The sequence below is a fragment of the Azospirillum mesophilum genome, from assembly GCF_053470405.2.
Genome location: NZ_JBPXMQ020000028.1, coordinates 57,366 through 80,133 on the forward strand (window position 1 = coordinate 57,366; position 22,768 = coordinate 80,133).

Annotated in this window: 30 protein-coding genes and 1 pseudogene; 12 read left to right on the forward strand and 19 right to left on the reverse strand. The window is 69.9% G+C overall.

Features of this window, described 5'->3' with window-relative positions:
• Positions 1-40: 40 nt before the first annotated feature.
• The 9 genes from ACSVC7_RS23040 to ACSVC7_RS23080 form a co-directional block, all read right to left on the reverse strand.
• Complete coding sequence (locus ACSVC7_RS23040; RefSeq protein ID WP_448207161.1) at positions 41-289, reverse strand: acyl carrier protein; 249 nt, start codon at positions 287-289, stop codon at positions 41-43.
• An 11-nt stretch (positions 290-300) separates the two neighbouring features.
• Positions 301-570 carry a phosphopantetheine-binding protein gene (locus tag ACSVC7_RS23045; protein WP_448207162.1) on the reverse strand — a complete coding sequence of 90 codons (270 nt, stop codon included), beginning with the start codon at positions 568-570 and terminating at the stop codon, positions 301-303.
• On the reverse strand, positions 563-1,351 hold the full coding sequence (locus ACSVC7_RS23050; RefSeq protein ID WP_448207163.1) for a lysophospholipid acyltransferase family protein: 789 nt from the start codon (positions 1,349-1,351) through the stop codon (positions 563-565). The genes ACSVC7_RS23045 and ACSVC7_RS23050 overlap by 8 nt, the downstream gene beginning before the upstream one ends.
• Positions 1,341-2,096 carry a beta-ketoacyl synthase chain length factor gene (locus ACSVC7_RS23055; protein WP_448207164.1) on the reverse strand — a complete coding sequence of 252 codons (756 nt, stop codon included), beginning with the start codon at positions 2,094-2,096 and terminating at the stop codon, positions 1,341-1,343. Before ACSVC7_RS23055 ends, ACSVC7_RS23050 begins: the two co-directional genes overlap by 11 nt.
• A 7-nt stretch (positions 2,097-2,103) precedes the next feature.
• Positions 2,104-2,436: a hypothetical protein gene (locus tag ACSVC7_RS23060; RefSeq protein WP_448207165.1), complete on the reverse strand. Its 333-nt coding sequence runs from the start codon at positions 2,434-2,436 to the stop codon at positions 2,104-2,106.
• Positions 2,437-2,691: 255 nt separating this feature from the next.
• A complete protein-coding gene (locus ACSVC7_RS23065) occupies positions 2,692-3,762 on the reverse strand; it encodes an alpha/beta fold hydrolase (RefSeq protein WP_448207166.1) in 1,071 nt (356 codons plus the stop codon).
• A gap of 156 nt (positions 3,763-3,918) precedes the next feature.
• Positions 3,919-4,575 carry an ERCC4 domain-containing protein gene (locus tag ACSVC7_RS23070; protein WP_448207167.1) on the reverse strand — a complete coding sequence of 219 codons (657 nt, stop codon included), beginning with the start codon at positions 4,573-4,575 and terminating at the stop codon, positions 3,919-3,921.
• A 71-nt stretch (positions 4,576-4,646) separates the two neighbouring features.
• Positions 4,647-5,228, reverse strand: a complete 582-nt coding sequence (locus tag ACSVC7_RS23075) for a nickel-binding protein (RefSeq protein WP_448207168.1) — start codon at positions 5,226-5,228, stop codon at positions 4,647-4,649.
• A 19-nt stretch (positions 5,229-5,247) separates the two neighbouring features.
• Positions 5,248-8,301 carry an ATP-binding protein gene (locus ACSVC7_RS23080; protein ID WP_448207169.1) on the reverse strand — a complete coding sequence of 1,018 codons (3,054 nt, stop codon included), beginning with the start codon at positions 8,299-8,301 and terminating at the stop codon, positions 5,248-5,250.
• Between the two features lie 320 nt (positions 8,302-8,621).
• Between ACSVC7_RS23080 and ACSVC7_RS23085 the strand changes: the two genes are divergently transcribed.
• The 7 genes from ACSVC7_RS23085 to ACSVC7_RS23115 all read left to right on the forward strand — a co-directional run bounded on the left by ACSVC7_RS23085 (position 8,622) and on the right by ACSVC7_RS23115 (position 14,374).
• Positions 8,622-9,233, forward strand: a complete 612-nt coding sequence (locus ACSVC7_RS23085) for an OsmC family protein (protein WP_448207170.1) — start codon at positions 8,622-8,624, stop codon at positions 9,231-9,233.
• Between the two features lie 57 nt (positions 9,234-9,290).
• Positions 9,291-10,532: an NAD(P)-binding domain-containing protein gene (locus tag ACSVC7_RS23090; RefSeq protein ID WP_448207171.1), complete on the forward strand. Its 1,242-nt coding sequence runs from the start codon at positions 9,291-9,293 to the stop codon at positions 10,530-10,532.
• 16 nt (positions 10,533-10,548) lie between these two features.
• Positions 10,549-11,703 (forward strand): NAD(P)/FAD-dependent oxidoreductase, encoded by a 1,155-nt coding sequence (locus ACSVC7_RS23095; RefSeq protein WP_448207172.1) that lies wholly within the window; start codon positions 10,549-10,551, stop codon positions 11,701-11,703.
• 27 nt (positions 11,704-11,730) lie between these two features.
• Positions 11,731-12,201 (forward strand): MaoC family dehydratase, encoded by a 471-nt coding sequence (locus ACSVC7_RS23100; protein ID WP_448207173.1) that lies wholly within the window; start codon positions 11,731-11,733, stop codon positions 12,199-12,201.
• A gap of 10 nt (positions 12,202-12,211) precedes the next feature.
• Entirely contained in the window at positions 12,212-12,391 is a 180-nt protein-coding gene (locus ACSVC7_RS23105; RefSeq protein WP_448207174.1) for a hypothetical protein, read from the forward strand.
• A gap of 57 nt (positions 12,392-12,448) precedes the next feature.
• Positions 12,449-13,564, forward strand: a complete 1,116-nt coding sequence (locus ACSVC7_RS23110; protein ID WP_448207175.1) for a THUMP domain-containing class I SAM-dependent RNA methyltransferase — start codon at positions 12,449-12,451, stop codon at positions 13,562-13,564.
• A 90-nt stretch (positions 13,565-13,654) separates the two neighbouring features.
• On the forward strand, positions 13,655-14,374 hold the full coding sequence (locus tag ACSVC7_RS23115) for a BON domain-containing protein (RefSeq protein WP_448207176.1): 720 nt from the start codon (positions 13,655-13,657) through the stop codon (positions 14,372-14,374).
• 76 nt (positions 14,375-14,450) lie between these two features.
• On the opposite strand, the gene ACSVC7_RS23120 is transcribed toward ACSVC7_RS23115, so the two are convergent.
• Positions 14,451-14,711: a GlsB/YeaQ/YmgE family stress response membrane protein gene (locus tag ACSVC7_RS23120; protein ID WP_448207177.1), complete on the reverse strand. Its 261-nt coding sequence runs from the start codon at positions 14,709-14,711 to the stop codon at positions 14,451-14,453.
• 289 nt (positions 14,712-15,000) lie between these two features.
• Between ACSVC7_RS23120 and ACSVC7_RS23125 the strand changes: the two genes are divergently transcribed.
• On the forward strand, positions 15,001-15,339 hold the full coding sequence (locus tag ACSVC7_RS23125) for a GYD domain-containing protein (protein WP_448207178.1): 339 nt from the start codon (positions 15,001-15,003) through the stop codon (positions 15,337-15,339).
• Positions 15,340-15,478: 139 nt separating this feature from the next.
• Entirely contained in the window at positions 15,479-15,796 is a 318-nt protein-coding gene (locus ACSVC7_RS23130) for a hypothetical protein (protein WP_448207179.1), read from the forward strand.
• Between the two features lie 26 nt (positions 15,797-15,822).
• Here ACSVC7_RS23130 and ACSVC7_RS23135 read toward each other — a convergent pair whose 3' ends face one another.
• The 3 genes from ACSVC7_RS23135 to ACSVC7_RS23145 all read right to left on the reverse strand — a co-directional run bounded on the left by ACSVC7_RS23135 (position 15,823) and on the right by ACSVC7_RS23145 (position 18,466).
• Positions 15,823-16,206 (reverse strand): response regulator, encoded by a 384-nt coding sequence (locus tag ACSVC7_RS23135; RefSeq protein ID WP_448207180.1) that lies wholly within the window; start codon positions 16,204-16,206, stop codon positions 15,823-15,825.
• A 184-nt stretch (positions 16,207-16,390) separates the two neighbouring features.
• Positions 16,391-17,476, reverse strand: a complete 1,086-nt coding sequence (locus ACSVC7_RS23140) for a site-2 protease family protein (protein WP_448207181.1) — start codon at positions 17,474-17,476, stop codon at positions 16,391-16,393.
• A gap of 39 nt (positions 17,477-17,515) precedes the next feature.
• Positions 17,516-18,466: a zinc-dependent alcohol dehydrogenase family protein gene (locus tag ACSVC7_RS23145; RefSeq protein WP_448207182.1), complete on the reverse strand. Its 951-nt coding sequence runs from the start codon at positions 18,464-18,466 to the stop codon at positions 17,516-17,518.
• Positions 18,467-18,583: 117 nt separating this feature from the next.
• On the opposite strand from ACSVC7_RS23145, the gene ACSVC7_RS23150 reads away from it, so the two are divergent.
• Positions 18,584-18,958, forward strand: coding sequence for a hypothetical protein (locus ACSVC7_RS23150; RefSeq protein WP_448207183.1), 375 nt, complete (start codon positions 18,584-18,586; stop codon positions 18,956-18,958).
• A gap of 246 nt (positions 18,959-19,204) precedes the next feature.
• Here ACSVC7_RS23150 and ACSVC7_RS23155 read toward each other — a convergent pair whose 3' ends face one another.
• The 6 genes from ACSVC7_RS23155 to ACSVC7_RS23180 form a co-directional block, all read right to left on the reverse strand.
• Entirely contained in the window at positions 19,205-19,540 is a 336-nt protein-coding gene (locus tag ACSVC7_RS23155) for a hypothetical protein (protein ID WP_448207184.1), read from the reverse strand.
• A gap of 72 nt (positions 19,541-19,612) precedes the next feature.
• Positions 19,613-20,785: an AAA family ATPase gene (locus ACSVC7_RS23160; RefSeq protein WP_448207185.1), complete on the reverse strand. Its 1,173-nt coding sequence runs from the start codon at positions 20,783-20,785 to the stop codon at positions 19,613-19,615.
• Complete coding sequence (locus tag ACSVC7_RS23165; protein WP_448207186.1) at positions 20,782-20,952, reverse strand: hypothetical protein; 171 nt, start codon at positions 20,950-20,952, stop codon at positions 20,782-20,784. The genes ACSVC7_RS23160 and ACSVC7_RS23165 overlap by 4 nt, the downstream gene beginning before the upstream one ends.
• A 22-nt stretch (positions 20,953-20,974) precedes the next feature.
• A complete protein-coding gene (locus tag ACSVC7_RS23170; protein ID WP_448207187.1) occupies positions 20,975-21,541 on the reverse strand; it encodes a hypothetical protein in 567 nt (188 codons plus the stop codon).
• The gene (locus tag ACSVC7_RS23175) at positions 21,534-21,689 is read right to left on the reverse strand and encodes a hypothetical protein (protein WP_448207188.1); all 156 of its coding nucleotides are present in this window, start codon (positions 21,687-21,689) and stop codon (positions 21,534-21,536) included. Before ACSVC7_RS23175 ends, ACSVC7_RS23170 begins: the two co-directional genes overlap by 8 nt.
• Before the next feature lie 32 nt (positions 21,690-21,721).
• Entirely contained in the window at positions 21,722-22,108 is a 387-nt protein-coding gene (locus ACSVC7_RS23180; protein ID WP_483508702.1) for a hypothetical protein, read from the reverse strand.
• Here ACSVC7_RS23180 and ACSVC7_RS23185 point away from each other — a divergent pair.
• Both ACSVC7_RS23185 and ACSVC7_RS23190 read left to right on the forward strand, forming a co-directional pair.
• Positions 22,004-22,504 carry an ISAs1 family transposase gene (locus tag ACSVC7_RS23185; protein WP_483508700.1) on the forward strand — a complete coding sequence of 167 codons (501 nt, stop codon included), beginning with the start codon at positions 22,004-22,006 and terminating at the stop codon, positions 22,502-22,504. The two genes, ACSVC7_RS23180 and ACSVC7_RS23185, sit on opposite strands and share 105 nt — an antisense overlap.
• Positions 22,456-22,768: pseudogene (locus tag ACSVC7_RS23190) on the forward strand (hypothetical protein); the annotation flags it as partial. The gene ACSVC7_RS23185 and the pseudogene ACSVC7_RS23190, both read left to right, overlap by 49 nt.

The following is a 22,768-nucleotide window of genomic DNA, read 5'->3' on the forward strand; positions in this document are numbered from 1 at the left end:
CATTCCCGTGCCAAGGGCCCCCGTGCCGAGCAGCCGCGCCCTATTCGACCAGCAGCGCATGCACCTGGTCGAGAACGTCGCCCACGGTGCGGACGCTCTTGAACTCCTCGGGCTTGAACTTGCGGCCGGTCAGTTCCTGAAGCTTCACCACCAGATCGACCGCGTCGATGCTGTCCAGGTCCAGGTCGTCGAACAGGCGCGCCTCCAGCGACACGCGCTCCGGCGGCACCTCGAACATGTCTTCCAGGTAGCCCTTCAGCTTCTCATAGATGTCGTCGCGCGACAGCATGGTCCTCTCCCTCACGCCGGTTCGGCGGTCTGCTGGGACCGGATAAACCGGGCCAGGCTGCGCACGGTGGCGAAATGCGCCTTGATGTCCTCGCTGACGGAATCGATCTTCAGGCCGAACGTCTTGCGCAGGGCGACGCCCAACTCCAGGGCGTCGATGGAGTCGAGCCCCAGCCCCTCCACGAACAGCGGTTCGTCGCTGTCGATGTCTTCGGGGGCCAGATCCTCAAGCTTCAGGGCGGAGACGATCAGTGCTTTGACTTCGGATTCAAGATCATCCATGGGCGAGCCGTTCTGCGTAATACTGTTCGATGAAACGCACCAGCTTGCGCGCGGCAAGCGAGCGGTACTGGTCCCCCAGCCAGGCCTTGGCGTCGATGCGGTCGCCCACCTCGACGCGGAAGCGCGGACGGCGCGGGGGAATCTTCCACCACGGCTCGCCCTTGATCAGCGTCGGCGGCGAGCAGGTGATGGTGACGAGCTGGATTTCCGCACCCAGCAGCGTGGCGATGTTGGCAAAGCCCCGGCGCAGCCGCATCGGTTCGCCCGGAACCGTGCGGGTGCCTTCGGGGAAGACGATCAGGCTGTTGCCGGCGGCGACCGCCTCCCGGCAGACCTCCAGCAGTTCCTCGGGCTCCAGGTCGTTGCGGATGTAGCCGGTGCCGCGCACGAGGTTGCCGAGATAGGGGCTGGCCCACAGCTCCTTCTTCACGATGCACTGGGCGCGCGGCACCAGCGCCATCAGCAGCACCACGTCGAGAAGCGAGGGGTGGTTGGCGACGATCATTCCAGCGGCCATCCCGCCGGCCCCGGCGCGCAGCCGGTCGGCCGCGACCACCTCCACCTCGATGATGCGCAGGGTCGTCAGCATCCGCACGTAGAAGCGGAAGACCCAGTGGATCAGCCTCTGGTTCCGCTCCCGCCGCAGCGGGCCGGCCGGCGTGACGAGATTGACCAGCGGGAAGGCGGTCAGCGCCAGCACCGCACCGCCCCCGAACAGGAAGGCGAAGGCGAAGCCGGTGCCGGCAAGGCGCCACAGGCGGTCCAGGCGCTCACGCAGCACGGCGCCACTCCCAGCGCATGCGCTCCCCCTCCGCCGCAGCGGCCTCGGCCCCGGACAGGAGGAAGCGCAGGAAGTCCAGCGCGGCCGGACCTCCGCCGACAACGCCACCGCCGCCGGCCGGGCCGGCCGACATGAGCAGCGTCTCCCCGCCCGCCCCGGCCGGCCCCAGCGCCAGCACGAGGACCAGCGGAAGCCCCGCCTCCTCCTCCGTGCGGAAGGCGGCGTAGGCATCGGGAAGCGGCTCGTCGCCGTAGACGAGCAGGACCGGCTCCTCCGGCCGCTCGGCCAGACCGGCCAGCGCCTCCAGAAGGCCGAAGCCGAAGCTGTCCGGCCCGGCGGCCAGCGCTGTGTGGCCGGCCTTGTTGCCGGTGTGGATCGACAGCAGCCCGACCAGCCCGTGGTGGACCGACATGCTGAATTCGGCGGGCGACGGCAGGTCGCCCGCGCATTGCGCCTTGAGGATCCCCAGCGTGCGCGACAACTCGCCATGGCGCGAGGCCAGGACGCAGCGGGCCTCCGCCGCGAAGGCCCCGCAGGCGAGCGCGCCGGCCACCATCTTCTGACCGAAGGGCGTGGTGCGCCGGCGCAGCATCATGGGCAGCGCGGGGGCCGCGTCGTCCGCCGTATCCACCGGCCGGGCGCCCGCCCAGTCGCGCCACGCCGCCCGGCTGTCCCGCCCCGGCGCCCAGGCCCACCAGTGGAGGACGGAGAAGCCCAGCCCGCCGCTCATCATCGATCCGCTCAAACCGACCTCAGTAGCCCGCGCGGTACAGACGCTTTTCGATTTCGTCTTCCAGGGCGTGAACATTCTTGTTGTAGGCGCGGTGGATTTGCTCCCCCTGCTCCTTCAGGTTCGACGAGCCGACGTGGTCGATGCTGTAGCTTTCGTTGGAATAGACGATGTTGACGGTCGCGGCATGGTCGCGCCACTTCTGGGTCGCCTGCATCAGGCCGGGCCGGATGCGGTCGACGTTCCAGCCGCGCGCGGTGGCGGCCTCGTAAATGGTGCGCTCGATGGAAGACAGCGGAAGCTTCTGCGCCGCGACGGGAATCGCGTGCCCCTGAACGGAATAGATGGGCTGCATGCGCTGGCACCCGCCCAAGATCATCGCGGAGGCCAAAAGTACGGCGCAAAACCCTGGGGCAACTTGGCGAGGATGCGTCGTCACGCCGTTATACTCCACGCTTGTCTATGACTCGACCGCAATCTCCCGGTTCAGAAATTCCTTATCACACACCCGAAAGAATCGGGAAGCGACATCGAATTGCAATTTTGAAACAATAATGGATCGTTGCCGAACCAACTGTTTTGGACCCGACCTGTTCCCTGAGCAACCGTATCACGGCGGTGGGCGGCCGGCAGTCGCCGCGATGCGGTCAGCGACGCACCCCCGGCGCGGTGTCAGCAGGAGCTCCGGACAGGTCCTGGCACGGGCATCGGCGCCGGAGGGCAAAAGCCGGCCGGGCGCCAGCACCCAGGTTGCCACGTCGGCGATGACCCGCTCGCCGTTCAGCGAGCGCATCAGCAGGTGCCGCCCCTGGTCGTAGAGCGCCAGCGTCGTCCCCGGAACGGCGCCCGGCGGCGGCAGGCGGCCGAGCAGCGCCGCGACGCCATCCCGCGGCACATGCCGGTCCAGATCACCCAGAAGCACCAGCGTCGGGACCCTCACCCCGCGCGCCGCTTCGCGCGCATCGCGCATCAGGGCGACGATCCCGGCCAGCGTGTCCAGCCGGGTACGATGGATGATCAGGGGATCCTCGCGCAGCCGCTTCAGCACGGCGGGATCGTCGGTCGATGCGATCTCCACCGACAGGGGCGGCACGGTGAAGGTCGGACCCACGGTGCTGAGCAGCATCGCGGCGCCGTACAGCAGTTCGGACCGCGCGCTCGCCCCCCAGATCGCCGGGGCCGACAGCACCAGCCCCGCCAGAAGGCCGGGCTCCGCCCGCGCGGCGGCCAGCACCGCGAGCGCTCCCCCCATGCTCTCCCCCACCAGGAAGACCGGGGCGCCGGGGTGGCGCTCCCGCACCAGCCGCGCGAGGGTGAGGAGATCCTCCGCCATGCGGCCGTCGCCGTACCAGCGGCCCCGTTCCGCGGCCCCGCCGAACCCGCGCTGGTCGATGGCGTAGGTGGTGATCCCCGACAGGGTCCAGGCGGCGGCCGGCTGTTCGAAGGAGGCGCCGTAGTCGTTCATGCCATGCACGGCGACCACCACCACGCGCGGGACGCCCTGGGCGGTCCAGCGGTGGACCGGCAGTTCCACCCCGTCGTCGGCCGTCAGAACGTCCCAGGCCAGCGCCGGCGGCGGCAGGGGCTTGCGCACCACCTCCGCCGCCGGCTCCGGACCGCAGGCACCGAGCAGCATCGCCATCGCGAGGACGATGCCCACACCGACCACTGACCGCGCCATCCTCGCCCCCGCCACGCCGAAGCTTGGGCTAAGGTGGTGCCGCGCGCAGGAATAAGCCAACGGCGCGGACGGCTCAGCCACGCAAGGGGGAGGACTCCCGCTTCCAAGGCCCGGTTGAGCGCCGCACCGCCAGTTCCGGATAAAGGACGCCGACCGTCATTCGTCCGTCCCTTCATAGGGCGCATCCAGGGCGGCGCGGATCGCCTCGGCCGTCTTCCGACCGAAGCCCCGGACCGCGGCGATGTCGGCGGCCTGCGCCGCGAACACCCCGCGCACGGAGCCGAAGCGCCGCAGCAGGGCGCGCGCCTTGGAGCGGCCGATGCGGGGCAGGCCGCTGACGATGTATTCGGCGAGAAGGCGCGGGTCCGCCGGCTTGCCCGGCCGCAGGGTGAGGTCGGTGCGCCCGTCCTGCAACCGCTTCGCCATGGACAGCAGCAGGTCCGCGGTCTCCTTCGGGGTCTGCGTGCGCAGCACCGTCGCCCCCTCGACCATGGCGAGGTGGCTGATGGCCCCGGTGATCACCTTGGGCTCCAGCGTGACGTGGCCGTCGTAGGGGTTGCCTTCGATGATCCAGACGACCTTGTCGTAGGTCGCCCGCAGCTTGGCCGCCTGTTCGGCGAAACGCCCGTCGAGCAGCGAGGCGACGAAGTCACCGCCCGCCTTGCGCTCCACCGCAGCACCCGGCCCGATCAGATAGTCGCCGACGTCCAGCGCGCCGGCCTCCACCTCCACGGCGCTGCCGTCCACGCTCTTGGTCGCGCGGAGCAGGTCGATGATCTCGGCGGGCTCGTGACAGTCGGCGACGATGCGCATGGGGCACCGGTTCCTTCGGTGTTCCTTGGGGGGACGGGGCACCGGGTACAACCGTCTGGGAACCGCCGATGTCACGTTTCCGCCGACGATGCCCCGGCGGACGTGCCGCTGGCGTAAAGCCCGGCGCTCCAGACGCGGTCGAAGGGCAGGCCGAGCCGGGTGTTGGTCCGGACGACCGTGTCCGCGTCGGGGGCATCGTACAGGCAGATCATCCGCCGCCCGTCGAGCGCGAGCCAGCTTGCCAGGAACTCGACCCGGTTGACGCTGAGGCACCACGCCCCGCGATCCTCGGCCGCCTGCACGTCGTCGAAGCCGATGGGCTCGGCGAAGGACCGCTCGACCACGACCAGGGAGCGCCCGGCTTCGCCGGCACGGCCCGACAGGGCGTCGATGCCGGAAACCGGCCCGTGCGCCGCCGCCGGCCAGACACGGTGGGCCGGCGGTACCCCGATCGTCCGGCCGGCGAGGTGCACGGATTCCGCGTCCGGCGCGTGCAGCACGCAGCACAGGCGCAGCCCGTCCCTGGAGACGAAGTGGCCGATCGGGCCGACCCGATGCGCCTGAAGGCACCAGCTGTTCCGCCGGTCCATGTCCAGAAGCGCCGCGCCGTCGATCCGGTCCTGAAACGTGCGCTCGATGACGACAATGGCCATGGCTCCCCCCTTGCGCTGCTCAGGTGTCGGCGTCCGGCGCCACCGCCTCGACCAGAGTCCGGGCGTGCTGCGACAGGTTGCGCGTCCGCAGGTCCCGCAGGGCGCCGCGATGGACGCGCCGTTCCGCCTCGTCCCCGACCGCCTCGGCGATGCGGACCAGGGCGGCGTGGGCGCAGGCGGTCTCGCTCGGCAGGTCGAGCAGGGCGGCCAGCCGCAGCGCCTCCCCAGCGCGGGTGCGGGCGCGGGCATGCCGGCCGGCGCGGTGGTCGATCTCGGCGGCGCAGAGCAGGATGACGGCCAGCCGGTGCTTGGCGTCGGCCAGCGCCAGCGCCGCCAGGGCGGCGTCCAGGTCGTGGTCGGCCCCCGCATCACCGCGGGCAAAGCGGCACAGCGCGCCGAGCGCGCGGGCATAGGGCGCTTCGCTGCCGTCCTGGCGCAGCCGGGCGGCCAACTCGGCCAGTTCGGCGCACGGCGCCTCCGCCCGATCGAAGCGCCCCTCGCGGATCTCGACCCAGACCAGATGCTCCAGCGCCATGAACTCGGCGTCCCGCTCCCCGTCGCGGCGCGCGGCCGCGCGGGCCTGGGCGAACAGGGCGGCCGCCTCGTGTGTGGTTCCCTGGTGCAGGCGCAGCAGTCCCAGCGCGTCGGGGATGGCGTTCGGCTCGATGCCGTGCCGCTGGGCCAGGGCGCGGGCTTCCAGCGCGAATGCCTCCGCCTGCCCCAGGTCGCGTTCCAGCAGGGAGAGGCAGCGGGCGGCCTCGGCCAGCGCCACGACCCGCACCTTCTCGTCGGCGGAACGGCTGACCAGCTCCGCGCGCAGGGTATCGCGCTCGGCCTCCGACCAGAGCCCGCCCTCCCAGCGGAGGTGGCTCAGCATGTGGAAGCCCAGCCGGGCGTGCTGCAGGCAGCCGTGGTCGAGGGCACGTTCGGACAGCTCCTCGATCTGCCGCATGGTGTCGGCCGGCGCCACGGGCCGGTTCGCCGCCAGCTGGATGTGCGTCAGCTCCAGCATGAAGCGGGTCCGCTCCGGCTCGCGCAGCCGTTCGGCGTGCCGCATGCCACGGCGGGCGAAGGTCTCCGCCTCGGCCCCGGCGAGCAGCCGCAGGCAGCGCCGCCCGGCCGCCACACAAGCCTGCGCGGCAAGCGCTCCATCGCCCCCAAGCGCCGCGTGATGCGCGATTTCGGCGGCGACCGCCTCGTCGGCGGGTTCCGTTTCCTGCAACATGCGGGCGATCTTCAGGTGCATCAGCCGGCGGCGCGGTTCCGACAGGCCGGTGTAGACGGCGCGGTGGATCAGGTCGTGGCGGAAGGCGTAGCCGCCCGCCCCGGCGCCGTCCCGGTCCGCCGCGTCCTGAAGAAGGGCGTGACGCTCCAGCAGGTCCAGGGCGGCCATGAAGTCGGCGAGGTCCATCGCGATCAGCCGGCCCAGCCGGTCGATGGAGACGCTGGGTCCCAGGATGGCCGCCCAGCGCAGCACGTCGGCGGTGCATTCGGGCAGGCGGTCGATGCGGTCGCGGACCAAGCCGCGCAGGGTGCGCGGCACGCCCTCGCCGCCTTCGGCCAGCGCGCGGGCCAGTTCCTGCGCCAGCAGCGGGTTGCCGCCGCTCTCGTCGACGACCCGCCGCGCGTCGGCGTCCGGCGTGACGGCACGGACCAGGGCCGCGATCTCCTCCGGCGGCATCGGTCCCAGGGCGATCTCGGCCAGCAGCCGGTCGTGGCGCAGGCTGCGCAGCGCGCCCAGCACGGGCGGGTTGTCGGGCAGTTCCCCCTCGCGCGCCGTCAGCACCACCAGCACCGGCGCCCGCCGCACCGCACGGACGACGTGATGCAGCAGCGCGGCCGACGCCTCGTCCAGCCAGTGGATGTCCTCCATCACCAGCAGCAGCGGCGGGCGCTGCCGCGCGCGGCTGGCCACCGTCTCGACGACCGACGCGAAGAGACGGTCGCGGGCGAGCGCGACATCGCCGCCGCGCCCCAGGTCGGGCACCGCGCCGGCAGCGACGGCACCCGACGCGGGCAGCCCGTCGAGCGCCTCGATCCAGGGGCCGAAGGGCTGGTCCCGCTCGACCTCGTAGGCGTGGCCGAGCAGAACCTCGCCGGTCCGCGGGGCGGCGGCGCGGATCAGTTCCAGGACAAGCGCGCTCTTGCCCAGTCCCGGTTCGCCCTTGAGCAAGGCCACCCGCACCCCGCCGCCCCCGCCCCCAATGCCCTCCACCTCGCCGAGCACGGACAGCAGGCGCCGCATCTCCGACCGTCGCCCGATCAGGGCGGCCGAGCCGGCCGGCGCGCAGGGGACCGGCGGCGCGTCCCGCGGCGGCATCGGCCGGGAGGGCGCGTCGCCGTCGTCCTTCGGGGAGGATCCGCCCTTCAGGGTGCGCCACGCGGCGGCCAGCGCGGCGCTGCCCAGGCCAGCCTCGCGCAGGGCGCGCTGGCCGGCCTCGAACTGCTGTTCGGCCTCGCTGCGGCGCCCGGCGGCGACAAGCAGGCGCATCAGGCCGACCCGCGCCGCCTCGTCGTAGGGCTGCCCCTGCACCAGCGTTCGGGCGTAAGGCAGGGCTTCCTCCGGCCGGTCCCGCAGGCGCTCGACCAGGGCGGCGAGCAGCTGCGCCTGGAGGCGGCGGGCGTCCTCGCGCTCCGCCACGCACCAGGACTGGAAATCATGCTGGTCCGGCAGGTCCTGTCCTTCCAGCAGTTCGCCGCGGAAGTCCAGCGCCAGCGCCCGCAGTTGGTCGGTGTCCAGCGCGTCGGCACCGCCGGCCAGCGCCCGGCGCACGGTCAGGATGTCGATGTCGGCGCCGCCCGCGTCGAAGCCGACAAGCTCACGGTCCGCCCGGATGCGCGTCCGGCCGGGCTCGTCCACGAGGGGGCGGAGCTTGCTGAGGCTCCAGCGCAGCGCCCCGCGCGGATCGTCGGGGATCTCCCACAGCAGCGCGCACAGCCGTTCCCGCCGGTGCGGCCGACCGGTCAGCGCGAGATAGGCGAGCAGCGCGCGCGTTTTCTTGGACGGCGGAAGGGGAAGACGCTCCCCGTCCCGCACCACGTCGATCTCGCCCAAGAGACGGATGGCCAGCATGGCCGCCTCCGTTCCTGCGCTGGCGTTTGTTGTCAGGATTGCCAGCGGGTCCGATCATCGAAGCGAATCCTTTGTGCTTCAACGGATCATTCGACGCGCGATACCCCCTTCGCACCCGCCGATCACCACAACCGTGTAGCCGGCGCGGGCTCATGTCGGCCCCCCGAATTCAACGGTCTGCGCGGAACATACCACTGCCCTTCAAACGGTCGCACACACGATTGCTGTGTACACAAGCATTCACGACGGCCGAGCGCCAGGCGACGGCATCGCCCCTGGTCCCGGCCCCCGGAAGAAAACCCCGAGAAGGAAACGCTCCCATGACCACGGCAGCCACCATGACCGCCACCATGACCACGGAAGCCCGCGCCCCGAAGAAGACCCCGATGCCGCTGAACGGCGTGGACACGCCCAAGCTGTTCGCCACCATCGGCGCGGTCGCCGGCCAGCCCGAGCTTGCCGAGTTCCAGTTCCGGGCACAGAGCCGCTGGGTCAAGGGCACCCACAGCCGCAGCACCATGTCCGGCTTCTCCGGCGCCGGTGGCGAGCACAGCCACGCCGCCCCCTTCAAGGCGGACGCCGACCACCCGGCGGTGCTGTGCGGCGAGGACAACGGCCCCACCCCGGTCGAATATCTGCTGCACGCCCTGGCGAGCTGCCTGACCGCAGGCATTGCCAACATCGCCGCCGCGCGCGGCGTGACGCTGGACGAGGTGGAATCCACCGTGGAGGGCGACATCGACCTGCGTGGCATCCTCGGCCTGTCCAACGAGGTCCGCAACGGCTTCCGGTCGATCCGGGTCAGCTTCCGCGTCAAGGGCGACGCGCCCGAGGCCAAGCTGCGCGAGATCGTCGAGCAGTCCCGCGCCCGCTCCGCCGTGTTCGACGTCCTGACCAACGGCGTGCCGGTCGCCATCACCATGAATGACTGAGCGCAGCGCCCCCTGCCGGTGAAACTGCCGGCAGGGGCGATCCCCGGAGACGTGACCATGCAGCACACCGACGCCATCATCATCGGCGCCGGCCAGGCCGGCCTTGCCATGAGCGTTTGCCTGGGCCGGCGTGGAATCGACCATGCCGTTCTGGACCGTGGCCGCGTGGCCGAGCGCTGGCGCAGCGAGCGCTGGGATTCCCTGCGGCTTCTGACGCCCAACTGGATGAGCCGGCTGCCCGGCTGGTCCTATCGGGGCTCCGATCCCGACGGCTTCATGACCGTACCGGAGGTCGTCCGCTTCCTGGAGGACTACGCCCGCGCCGGCTCCGCCCCGGTGGAGAGCGGCGTCACGGTCCGCGCGGTGGAGCGGACGGCGAACGGCTACCGGGTGGAGACGGACCGGGGCGACCGCATGGCGCGGGTCGTGGTGCTCGCCACCGGCCATTGCGACATTCCCCTGGTGCCCGCGATGGCCCGGCACCTGCCGGCGGACATCCGGCAGACCACGCCATCCGGCTACCGCAATCCGGACTCGCTGCCGGACGGCGGCGTGCTGGTGGTCGGCGCTTCGGCCACCGGCGTCCAGCTGGCGGAGGAGTTGCACCGCTCCGGCCGGCCGGTGACCCTGTCGGTGGGGCAGCACACGCGGCTGCCGCGCCTCTACCAGGGACGCGACATCCTGTGGTGGATGGACCGCATCGGCCTGCTGGACGAGCGCGCCGACCGGAGCCGCGACCTCCGCCGCGCCCGCGCGCAGCCCTCGCTTCAGCTCGTCGGGCATCCCGACCGGCGGAGCATCGACCTTGCAACGCTGCGCGACCAGGGCGTGCGCATTGTCGGCCGCACGGCCGCCATGGATGGAAGCGGGGCGGACGGAAGTAGCGTCCATGTCAGTGACGACCTCGCCGAGACCACCGCCGCCGCCCAGGCGACGCTGGAGCGGCTGCTCGCCCGCATCGACGCCGCCGCCGGCCTGCCGGCGGGGGAAGCGCCGCGTCCCATCGTGTTGGAACCCTCCCCCACGCGGATCGACCTGCGGGCCGAGGGCATCCGGTCGGTGGTTTGGGCGACGGGTTACCGGCGCGACTATGGCTGGCTGAAGGTCCCGGTGCTCGACGCGGCGGGGGAGATCATCCACCACGGCGGGATCACCCCCTCCCCCGGCCTCTACGCGCTGGGGCTGCGCTTCCTGCGACGGCGGAAATCGAACTTCATCGACGGCGTCGGGGCCGACGCCGAGGAGCTGGCCGGGGACATCCTGGCCCATCTGGCGAAACACGGCTGCGTTGCCGCTTGATCGGAAGGATTCGGACATGCGTCCCCAGGAGACATTCGACGCGCTGGTGGTGGGCGCGCGTTGCGCCGGCGCCGCGACCGCGATGCTGATGGCGCGCCGTGGGCTGAAGGTCCTGGTGATCGACCGGGGCGGCTACGGCACCGACACGCTGTCCACCCACGCGCTGATGCGCGGCGGCGTGCTGCAGCTGCACCGCTGGGGCCTGCTGCCCCGGATCGTCGAGATGGGCACACCCGCCGTGCGCCGCACCACCTTCCACTATGGCGAGGAGGTGGTCGCCGTGGACATCAAGCCGGCCAACGGGGTGGACGCGCTCTACGCCCCCCGCCGGACGGTGCTGGACAGCGTCCTCGTCGACGCCGCGCAGGAAGCCGGGGCCGAGGTTCGCCACGGCTGCTCGCTGGCCGGGCTGATCCGGCGGCCCGACGGGCGCGTCACCGGCGCCACGGTGCGGGACGCGGAAGGGCGCCACATCGCAATCGCGGCGGACCTCGTGGTCGGCGCCGACGGCATCGGATCGACCGTGGCCCGGCTGGTCGAGGCCCCGGTGCGCCGCATGGCCCGTTACGCCACCGCCACCCTCTACGGCTACTGGTCGGGGGTCGGGGCGGACGGCTTCCGCTGGCATTACCGGGAGGGCATGGGCACCGGCATCATACCGACCAACGCCGGGCAATGCTGCGTCTTTACTTCCGTTTCGGCGGAGCGGTTCCGGCGGGAGGATCGTGGGGACCTCGCCGCGCTCTACCGGCGCCTGATCGCGGAGTCTCTGCCCGACCTGACGCGGGCGCTGGAGCCGGCGCGGATGGACGGGCGGCTGTGGGCCTTCGCTGGCCGCAAGGGCTTCCTACGCCAGCCCTGCGGACCCGGATGGGCGCTGGTCGGCGACGCCGGCTACTTCAAGGACCCGCTGACGGCGCACGGCATCACCGACGCGCTGCGCGATGCCGAACTGCTCGCCACGGCGGCGGCGCGCGGCACGCCCGACGCCTTCGAGGAGTATGCGGAGACGCGGGACGAGCTGTCGCTGCCCCTCTTCGAGGTGACGGACGCCATCGCGTCCTTTGATTGGGACCTCGACGCCCTCAAGGACCACCACCGGACGCTCAACAAGGCGATGAAGCGGGAGGTCGACTGGATGACCGAACGCACCGCCGCCGGAGCCTGCTGAACAGCCCACGAAACGGGAGTGACGACCATGACCGACACCAGCCTGGACACCGCCTCGCCTTGGCAAGCGACGATCAAGGGCAAGCCCGCCGTCGGCGCGGTCGCCGAGCGGCGGCGGCGCACCAGCCCGCGCGACGTGGAGATGTTCGCGGAGATGACCGGCGACCGGAACCCGCTGCATTTCGATGCGGAGCTTGCCGCCCGCTCCCCCTTCCACGGGCTGATCGTGCAGGGCGGCGTCACCTCCGGCCTGCTGAACGCGCTGGTGGCCGAGGATTTGCCGGGACCGGGGACCGTCTTCCTCGGCGTGGAATGGACTTTCACCAAGGCGGTGATGGTGGGGGAGGAGATCGTCGGGCGGGTCGAGGTCACCTCCGTCCGCGACGACAAGCCGATCTGCACCATCACGACGACCGTGCGGAACGGAAACGGGGAGGTCTGCCTGTCGGGCAAGGCCACCACCTACACGGTCCCGCTCGCAGAGCAACCGTACAAATAGGACGACGATCATGGGCGCGTACTGGAATTTTGAGCATTTCGGCGAACCGATGGTCCAGGCCATGCTGGGGATCCCGCTCGTCCGGTCCTTCCGCCGGGACTGGCGGTCCTGGAGCCGGATCGAGCGCGCCACGGCCATCGGGCTCCTCCTCGGCGCGCCCGTCTCCGTGGCGTCGGTCTTTTTCGCGTGACGGAGAGCCCCGAGAAACATGTCGATACCGGCCCGCCTTCCGCGATATCTAGGCGGGATGAACACAGACGGCGACTTCGACATTTTCATCGTGACCGCTCCCGGTCTGGAATCCGTGCTCTGCGACGAAGTGCGGGCCAAGGGATTCCGGGAACCCACGCCCATCAAGGGCGGCGTGACGGTCAAGGGCGGCTGGCCCGAGGTCTGGCGGGCGAACCTCGAACTCCGGGGCGCCACCCGCGTCCTGGCGCGTGTCGCCGAGTTCCGGGCCTTCCACCTCGCACAGCTCGACAAGCGCGCCCGCCGCGTGGCCTGGGCCGACATCCTGCGCGCCGACGTGCCGGTCCGTGTCGAGGCGTCCTGCAAGGGCTCCCGCATCTACCACGCGGGTGCGGCGGCGCAGCGGATCGAGCGGGCGATCCGGGAAGAACTCGGCGCGCCCGCCTCTCCGGAAGCCGAGATCGTCGTCAAGGCGCGCATCGACGACGACCTATGCACCATCAGCGTCGACACCTCCGGCGAATCCCTGCACAAGCGCGGCCACAAGGAAGCCGTCAACAAGGCGCCGATGCGGGAGACGCTGGCCGCCCTGTTCCTGCGGCAATGCGGGTTCGACGGCACCGAACCCGTGGTCGATCCGATGTGCGGGTCGGGCACCTTCGTCATCGAAGCCGCCGAGATCGCCGCCGGGCTCCACCCCGGTCGGTCACGCCGCTTCGCGTTCGAACAGCTCGCCAGCTTCGACGAGGCGGCGTGGCAGAGCCTGCGCGCTGCGGGCGGCGGCACCAGGCCGGAGGTCCGCTTTTACGGCAGCGACCGCGACGCAGGCGCCATCGCCATGAGCCGCGCCAACGCGGAGCGCGCGGGCGTCGCCGACCTGACTGAGTTCCAGCAGCACGCGGTCAGCGACCTCGCCGCCCCCGACGGGCCGCCCGGCCTCGTCATCGTCAACCCGCCCTACGGCGCGCGGATCGGCGACAAGAAGCAGCTCTACCCGCTGTACCACGCGCTGGGGCAGACGCTGCTGGCCCGATTCTCCGGCTGGCGGGTCGGGCTGATCACGAGCGAGGAGTCGCTCGCCAAGGCGACCGGCCTGCCCTTCGCGCCCCCGGCCGCCCCGGTGTCGAACGGCGGGCTGCGCATCGCACTGTACACAACCGGCCCTCTTCCGTAACGCACCAGCCCGGAACCGGCGTCTCCGGCCCCATGTTGGGAGCAAGGCAGCCCGCAAATGGTCTGCTTTCCAACAGGGAGGGAGCGTGCGATGGCGGACTACGATGCCCGGTGGAGGACCGACGAACGCGACGGCCACCGGGAGCACTACGGCACCGGCGACGTGAATCGTGACCTGCGCGAGAGCCGTCGCCGGCTCGAACGGGCCGGGGACTACAACCCGGAGATGCTGGAGGACATGCGCTGGCTCTCCGGGGAAGGCGGCGCGCCCTACCGCGGCGAACGCTACGACCTTGACCGCCGGGGCCTCGACACACGCGGCTACGCCGGGGAGCGCCATATCCGCCGGGACTATGGCGAAAGCGGCCGGGACTGGAATGAGCGGGGTGCGCTGGACCGCGGCCGGGACGAGGTGTCTTCCTGGTTCGGCGACGACGAGGCACAGCGCCGCCGTGCCCGAGACCGGAGCGAACAGGACCAGAGCGGTTGGGACCAGCGGCACGGCTACCGCGGTGTCGGCCCGCGTGGCTACGCCCGCTCCGACGAGCGGATCCGCGAGGACGTCAGCGAGCGCCTGACCGACGATCCCTACGTCGACGCCTCCGACATCGACGTGACGGTCAGCGGATGCGAGGTCACGCTGTCCGGCACCGTGGACGACCGCCGCGCCAAGCGGCGCGCGGAGGATGTCGCGGAGAGCGTGTCCGGCGTGCGCCACGTGCAGAACAACCTGCGCGTCCGCCAGCAAGACTACGGCGGCACCTATGGCAGTTCCGGGACGGTCGACCCCGTCTACGGGCGCCGTTACTGAGCGTCGGTGCTGACGGAGACGGGGCGGCCCGCAACGGCCTGCCGCCCCGTCCCCGGACGAATTTGCCGGAACGGCGTCAGACGGCGGTCCGGCGTCCGGCGACGGCGTGGTAGATCCACAGCACCACGACCGCGCCGATGACCGCGACGAGCAGGCTCCAGAGATTGAAGCCGGTCACCCCGGCACCCCCCAGCGTGTTCATGATGAACCCGCCGACGACCGCGCCAATGATGCCAAGCACGATGTCCAGCACCACCCCTTCACCGGTCTTGTTCACGATCTTCGAGGCAATGAACCCGGCGATCAGGCCGAGGACGATCCAGGCGATGATACCCATGGCGAGGCCTCCATCCTGTTGACCGCCTTAGCAACCGCGCAAGCGCGGTGCCGGTTCCTGCACCAAAGGGTAGGTCAGGAACGTTTCCTCCCCGGCCACGATCTCAACCCCGACGGCGAGGCCCCATCAAGCGCCCATCACTCCAAAATGCGGCCGGCCTCGCCGCCTTCCCCCGTTCAAATAACGGGAAAGACAACATCCGCCATAGTTCGCGCTTCTCCGTTTAATTCACCGCGCCTTCGCTTTCGCTCCATTAGAGTTCCACGGGTGGCAAAGGGAGGGTGCCGCCATGATGAAATTCATGATCCAGTTCCGGTTTGGACCCGAAAACTTCAAAGCCCTGGTCCAGAAGCCGGAGAACCGAACCGACATCGTTCGCCAGGGCGTCGAAGCCTTCGGCGGCCGTCTGCATTCGCTGCATTTCGCCTACGGCGAATATGACGGCGTCCTGATGGCCGAGTTTCCCGACACCGAAAGCTGCACCGCCTTCCTGCTGATGGTCGCATCCAGGAACGGCGTGTCCGCCTTCAAGACCACCGTGCTGGTGGACCCCGACGAGGCCCACCGGTCGATGCAGCGGGCCGCCGAAACCCGGACCGGTTACCGTCCGGCAACCACGACGGCGTGATGCCGGGATGAATGGACGGGGAGCGGACGCCGGAAGCGGCATGGGAAACGTCCGCCGAACGCTCGCCGCCCACAAAGAGCAGTCCCAATTCATTGGCCCCAGTTCATTGGAAAAGCGGCAAGACCTGTATGAGTTGGGCATGGCTCTTCTGATCATCTTCTTTGACCGCCCCGCGGACCTCGACGCCAGCGGGTATCGGGTCCGATCCAAGAGCTGGATCGCGGAGCTGGTCCGGCTGGAAGGGTTTGCCGAGTTCTCGGCGCAATGGAACATCCTGCCCGCCTCGCCCAACACCATGGTCCTGATCCGCCTCGGCACGCCGGAGGCGGCCGTCAAGGCGCTGTCCAAGCCGGAGGTCCTGCGCATGTTCGACGACATGAGAGCCCACGGCTGCCGGAACATAGCGGCCCACGCCTTCAAGAACTCCGAACTGATCCCCCAACCGATCATCCAATAGGCGGCCCGGCAACAGGCACTCCGGAGTCAGGCGCGCGGCAGGGTGAGGCCCGGGCCGTCCAGCGGATGGGCCAGTTCGGACAGCACGCGGCGGAGCGCCTCCCCGCCACAGGGCTTCTCCAGGACGGGAATCTTCAAATATTCCAGGGGAATGTCGTTCCGGTCGTATCCCGACAGGAACACGAAGGGAATGCCGAGCCTGACGGCGCGCGCGGCGACCTCGTACGACTTTCGTCCGTGCAGATTGATGTCCAGGGTCATCGCGTCCGGGCGTAGGCTGTCGAGACGGTCGAGCGCCTCTTGCGCCCCCCTGGCAATCTCGGCCTCCCGGAAGCCGAACTCAAGGGCGACGTCCCGGAGCGTGACGGCTGCCAATTCATCATCGTCGACGATGAGAAGGTTCGGACGCATAGCACCTCCGGCCGCGCGCCGGCATCCGCGTCTAAGGATCAGGTTCTCATCATAGCCCGCCGTCCCGCGCGCGTCCCGGCCGCAGAGTGGGTGCGGGTTCACCACGAAGCCGCCCGGCACATCTCAAAGGAGGGGACCCGGGAGAGGAGCGGCAGCCAGGAAGAGGAACCCGCCGGAACGGGCGTCAGCGCCGCGCCGACGCCTTGGCCGCCTGAACCATCATCATCTCGCCGACGTTTTCCGGCGTCACGAGGCCGACCAGATGCCCGTCGTTGTCGTTGACGCCGACCGCCGGCAGGCGCTGCTCCTGCATGACGCGCAGTGCCTCCTCCAGGCTTTGGCCCTGGTGGAGCACCGGGATGTCCGACCGCATCACGTCCAGCACGGGCGCGTTCGGCCCCCGGTCCCGCAGGGCGCGGATCATCTCGTCGCGCGTCAGCACGCCCCTCAGCCGGCCGGAGCCGTCCACCACCGGGAACTCGTGCTGCGTGGTGTGGATCAGGCACCGCACGGCGTCCTCCAGAACGCTGGACGGCGACAGGCTTTCGAAGCGCGTGACCATGGCGTCCGCGACGGCCATGCCGCGCGACACCTCGCGAATTTGCACCGCATGCGATTCCGACGCGGCGCCCAGATAGACGAACAGCGCGATGAAGAGCAGCAGCGGATTGCCGAACAGGCCCAGCAGCCCCAGCCCGAAGGCCACGACCTGCCCGATGGAGGCGGCGACCTGCGTGCCCCGGCCATAGCCCATCCGGTGGGCGAGCGCCGCCCGCAGCACGCGCCCGCCGTCCATGGGAAAGGCCGGGAGCAGGTTGAACAGCGCCAGGAACAGGTTCACCGAGGCCAGGCGGGCCAGGACACCGACGCCGGCGTTCTGCACCTCCGTGCTCCCCGCCGGCAGAAAGCCGCCGAGCACCACGTACAGCAGGCCCGCGATCACCAGATTGACGGCCGGCCCCGCCAGCGCGACGACCAACTCCTGCGACGGCTTTTCAGGCAGGCGCTCCAGACGCGCCACGCCGCCGATGGGCAGCAGCGTGATGTCCGGCGTTCGGATGCCGTAGCGCCGGGCGGCGAACACATGGCCCAGCTCATGGAGCAGGACGCACAGGAACAGCAGCGCGATGAAGACGACCCCTTCCATGGCCGCCGGCCACCCGCCCTGCGCGTGATGGGCCGCGCCGATCCACAGCAGGAACAGCAGGAACGTGACGTGGATGCGGATCACCGTTCCCTTGACGGTGCCGATGGGGATCGACCAGTGCATGTTGACCTCTCTCCGGCGCCGGAATACCGCCGTGTGGGGCTATTGCGCGACCTGAAGAATGATCTTGCCGCGCCCATGGCCGGAATCGAGCCGCTCATGGGCCTTGGCCACATCCTCCAGCCCCAGGACGGCGTCCACCACGACCCGGGCCTGCCCGCGCTCGAACAGCGGCGCCATCTCGCGAAGCCGGGCACCCTCGCGCGTCAGGAAGGTGCCGAACAGCGTCTGGTTCTTGGTGTAGAGGGCGCTCAGGTCGCCGGTCGGCGGAAGGATCGTGGCGATCCGGCCGAAGGGCCGCGTCACCTGGGTGCTCATGGGCACGTTGCCGCCGGCCGTGTCGAAGGCGGCGTCGACGCCGTGCCCGGCGGTCTCGCGGGTGATCCGGTCCGCCGCGTCGGCGTCGCGGTAGTCGATGGCGACGTCCGCACCAAGCTCGCGCAGGGCCGCGTGGTTGGCCGCGCTGGATGTGGCGATCACGCGGGCGCCCGCGGCTTTGGCGAACTGGATGGCGAAGGAGCCGACACCGCCGGCGCCGCCGTGGATCAGCACCGTCTCGCCCGGCCTGACGTTCAGGCGCCGGACGATCGCTTCCCACGCCGTGCCGCCCGCCAGCGGGATGCCGGCCGCCTCGATGTGGCTGAGGTTCGCGGGCTTGCGCGCGAGGATGCCGGCGGACGCCACGGTGTATTCGGCGTAGCTGCCGTTCGGGTTTCCGAAGATCTCCGGCGTGTAGAACACCTCGTCCCCGACGCTGAAGCCGGTCACGCCCGGTCCCAGCTCCTCCACGACGCCGGAAACGTCATAGCCCAGCACGGCCGGAAACGGGATCTGCGCCCAGGTCCCGGCTTGGCGGATTTTGGCGTCGACCGGGTTGGTCCCGGACGCGACGACCCGCACGAGGACTTCGCCGGGTCCGGGAACCGGGCGCGCCCGCTCCTGACGCTCGAACACATCCGGACCGCCGAACCGTGTGATGACCATCGCGCGCATGCTGAAGTCCTCCGCCTGCGCTGTGCCATGTGGATCCGGTCGAGCCCCGGTCAAGCATGGCGCCGATAACTCTTTCGCGGGTTTGTGCGCGCACCCGGCCTTTGGCAAAATCCCGAAATGCCGTCACAAGCCGATGCCTCCGCCGCCCAACGCCTCCTGCGCGCCCGCGAGCGCGCCGGGTACGGCAGTGCCAAAGAGGCCGCCGAAGCCTTCGGCTGGCCCGACTACCCGTTGGATGAAAGCGGGGAAAGGGCGCTGACGGCCATCCGCGCCAAACTCTACGCCCATGCCTTCCACGTCGATCCGGACTGGCTGATCGCCGGGGATGGTGAGGCCGGGGCCGGACCGGACGCTTCCGGATCGGAACGGGCCGGCGCCGAGACCTCAGCCACGCCCCCGCCGGCCGATGAGTTGGCCGACCGGATCAACCGGCTGACGGGCGCCCAGAGAGCCGCTCTGCTTGCCTTCCTGCGCGCCATGCAGGAGGAATGACGCACTCATGATGGTGGCGCCGCGCCGCCGGATGTGCGGTCCGGCCGCTCGCCGCGGGCCGAGAGCGCTGGACCTGCGCGGCGACCTTGCCGCACACCCACCAGAAAAATGCAATAAGGGCGATTCCAAGCGGCCAAAGCGGTTTCGGGAGCAGCTTGGAAAAACGTAGCCAATTACAGCCTTTCGGTCAGGTCACACCAATGACGGCTGAGAGTTTGCGGATATTAAAGTTCGCTTTTCATTCGATCAAATAGGAAACGCCGTCTCTTCCAAGGGCTGCAAACGGCATAGATTGAATGCGATCCCGGCGTTGCGGCATTTGCGTTCGATGAGGCGCGCCTCCTCCAGGTCGTGGGTCGACGGGACCACTTGGCAGGACCCGGCCCGGACCTGCGGGCGCAGCATATCGAGGAACGCCGCCTTGTGGACGAGGTCGTTGTACTGCAACGGATCGTCCAGCAGCAGGGCGCGCCAGCGCGACCAGGGGTGGGCCGTGCTGGCGGCGAAAAGGAAGCTGAGCGCCTTGACGCCGGCTTGTCCTTCGCCGAGATACAGGGTCGAGCCGCGCCTTGGCGTCCGCATGCTCCTTCTCGGCAGCTGCAAGCGCCTCCGCCGCGCTCATCACCGTTTGCGCTGCCCGCTGCCTCCGGTCCGTCAGCGTCTCGTCTGGGTCGAGCGCGCGCCGGACCTCCTGCAACCGCGCCACCTCCGTTCCAACGGCGGCCACCCGGTCATCGAGCCATTCGGCCAGCCCATCCAACGGCCGCCCACCAATTTCGGGTCGGTGTCGGAGCGTATCGGCCTTAGTATCGGCCGCCGACTGACACGGTCCAAATACGGCTGAAAGGCATCGGCGGCGGCTTGGCGGAGCGGACCGTACGCGGTGATCGCGTCAAGGCACGCTTTTGCCCGAGCACCGGCCTCCGCAACGCGCGCTGTCGCCGCCGTAAGACTCGGATCCTGCCGCTCCAGCGCTCGGTGGGCACGGTCGAACAGGTCGCCGTCCTTGTGGACGGCGAGACACAGGGGGCATTCCGTGTCGCCCTCGTGCAAATTCTTGATCAGGGCGCTGAGGTGAGCCGCCTTGTTCGCGACGCTTTCGGCGGCGGCCACGCGCGCCGCTTCGGCTTCGGCCAGCGCCAGCTTCGCGTCGTCCAGCACCTGCTCGGCGGTATGTGCGGAGTCGGTGGACAGCAGCGCGTCGTGCTCGCGCGCCTGCCCCAGCAGTGCCACCAACCTGTCGCGCTTTTCCTTGAACTCCTCTCGTGCTTCGGCCTGTTTGTTGGCGCCTCTCATCAAAAGCGCCTTGGTATTCGGCCCCAAGCGTTCGATCATTTTTTCGATGCCCGGCGCTCCGGTCAGTTCGCTGAGGTCCCTCCACCGTTCCTGCGGATCGCGGGATGTGAGCCGCAAAGTCGACGACTGGCTGAGCACATGGGTCAGGCCGAGATAGGGGACGAGCGTCTCAATCTCATGCGGCCAAGCGGGATCGCGCAGCACCTCCAGCACATCCGACAGGGCGGGCGTGGACTGCGGCCCGCGGGTGATGGTTTTCCTGTCGCTGAAGGTCAGCGTCACGGCGTGGCTGCCGGAGTCCGCACCTCGGCGGGTCAGAGCACGGTCGACCTCGCGCTTGTCCTGGCTGAATCGGCGGATCCGGCCGGTCAAGGCCCATTCGATGCCTTCGATCAGCGTCGTCTTGCCGAGCCCGGTGGGGCCGGCCACCACCAGCACGCTCGGCCCCGCCTGCAAGGGACTGGGGCAGCCCGGTCCGAAGCTGCGGAAATTGTCGAGGCGCACCTCGCTCAGATGGATGCGATCCTTCATGGCGCGGCCTCCGGCGCGGCAACCAACTGTTCCGGAAGATCGTCGACGGCCGTGGAGGTGGAGAGGATTTCGATCCAGCGCCGAGCCGCTGCCTCGTTGAACTCTTCGCCCTCGTCCGCCAGTTCCGCCGTCAGGCGCGCCCAGGGGTCGAGCGGGGCGCTGATCATCACATCGTCTCGATTTTCATCCTCATCCCCAACCTTCGCGTCGGGCGGCCAGGGGCTGCACCAGGAAGGTCCGGTCCATCACGGAGTCCAGAGATTTTTGCCAGAGACCGCCAAGCTCCGGCGCTGGCGGCAGCCAGACCAGCACCCGGCAGACGCGCTCGTTGCGCTCGACCACCTCGCGGGCGTGTTTCCAGTCATCGTCCGTGTCGCTGCCCGGCGGCCCCACCCGAATCAACAGCAGATCGTCGCCTGCCCGGCCGAGCCAGGACCAATCGATGGCCGCCTGATTGAGATGGCGGCGCAAAACCCCCTCCACCGCACCAAGCTCCGGATCGGCCCCGAGCGAGCCGATCAGCACCCGGTGGTAGACGATGGCGAGCGCCAGGGAATGCTCGGGCAGTTCCCGCTCCGCCACAACCGATGGATCAGCCGCCTCCCCGCCGCCCACGGTCGCCTCGACCCACAGGCTTTTGCTCAGCATGCCGTGAGACTCGCGGTCCACGTCCAGCGCGGCGGGGTCCGGACAGCGCCGGGCGACGAATTCGGCGTGGTCGGCCAGAGAGTTGGCAAGGAACTCCAATTCAATCATGGAGAACAGTTTCCCGATTGGTGGGGTCGGACAGCCATTCCAGATAGCGGGCTTGTTCCTGCAACCGGGCACGAAACACGTCCCGCAGATGCTGCTCGACCGCCTTGTGGCCCTTTACCAGAGCCTCGGAGAAACCACGATCGAACACCAGGGCGATCGGATGGGACAGGCTGTTGTCGGTCAGCCGTCCGTTGGGCGTCTGATGTCCAATGGACCGCTGACGGGCACGCTGTCAGGCGAGGTGAGAGTCTCCCCCCTGGACGACATGAGGAAAGGGCCCCCCTTCGACATCAGGGGTATCGCATCTGAGTAAAGCGATCTGCGCCTGTTGACCTGAAGGAAGACGCCGAAGAGGCCTTTTGCTTCAGGAGATGCGCCATGCAGTCCTTCCTCGAGATTTTCTGAGAGGTTCGCGATCCGCGCGACCCGAATGCGCAGCACGATCTCGGCGCGATTCTGTTTTTGGTCTTGGCGGCGACGCTGTGCGGGGCGAAATCGTGTGTCCAGATCGCCGAGTTTGCGGAAGCGCGCGAAGACGCGTTGCGGGAGATCGTCGATCTGCCGCACGGCGTGCCGAGCCACGACACCTTCAGCCGGGTGTTCTGCCTGCTCGATCCCGGAGAGTTGGAGCGCGCCTTTGCCGCCTGCATGGCGCGGGTGCGCCAGGAACTCGGGCCTGCGGCACCGGCCGGGGTGGTGGCGGTGGACGGCAAGAGCCTGCGGCGCGCCTACGACAAGGGCCGGGCGTGCCTGCCGCCGCTGATGGTCAGCGTTTGGGACAGCCAGACGCGGATGACCCTGGCGCAGGCCTGGGCGCCGGGTGGCAACGAGGTAGCGGCGACGCTGGAGGTGCTGCGCGGCTTGGTGCTCAAGGGCTGCACGGTGACGGCGACGCCCTGCATTGCCATCCCAAGATGGCCGAAGCGGTGCTGGCGGCCAAGGCCGACGACGCGCTGGCCCTGAAGGCCAACAACGGGCCGCTGCACGCCGCGGCCGAGCAGGCCTTCACCCGGGCCAGCGCGGCGGTGCCGTCCTACACCTGCGAGGAGCGTGGGCATGGCCGCCGCGAATGGCGCCAAGCCAGCGTGATCCCGGCCACCTCCCTGGCCCGCCCCGCCGCCTTACCGGGCTTGAAGGCGGTTGGCCGCATCGTGTGCCGGCGCACCGGCACCAGCGGCCGGACCAGCGAGGAGGTGCATTACGTCGCACTCTCGCGCCGGCTGACGC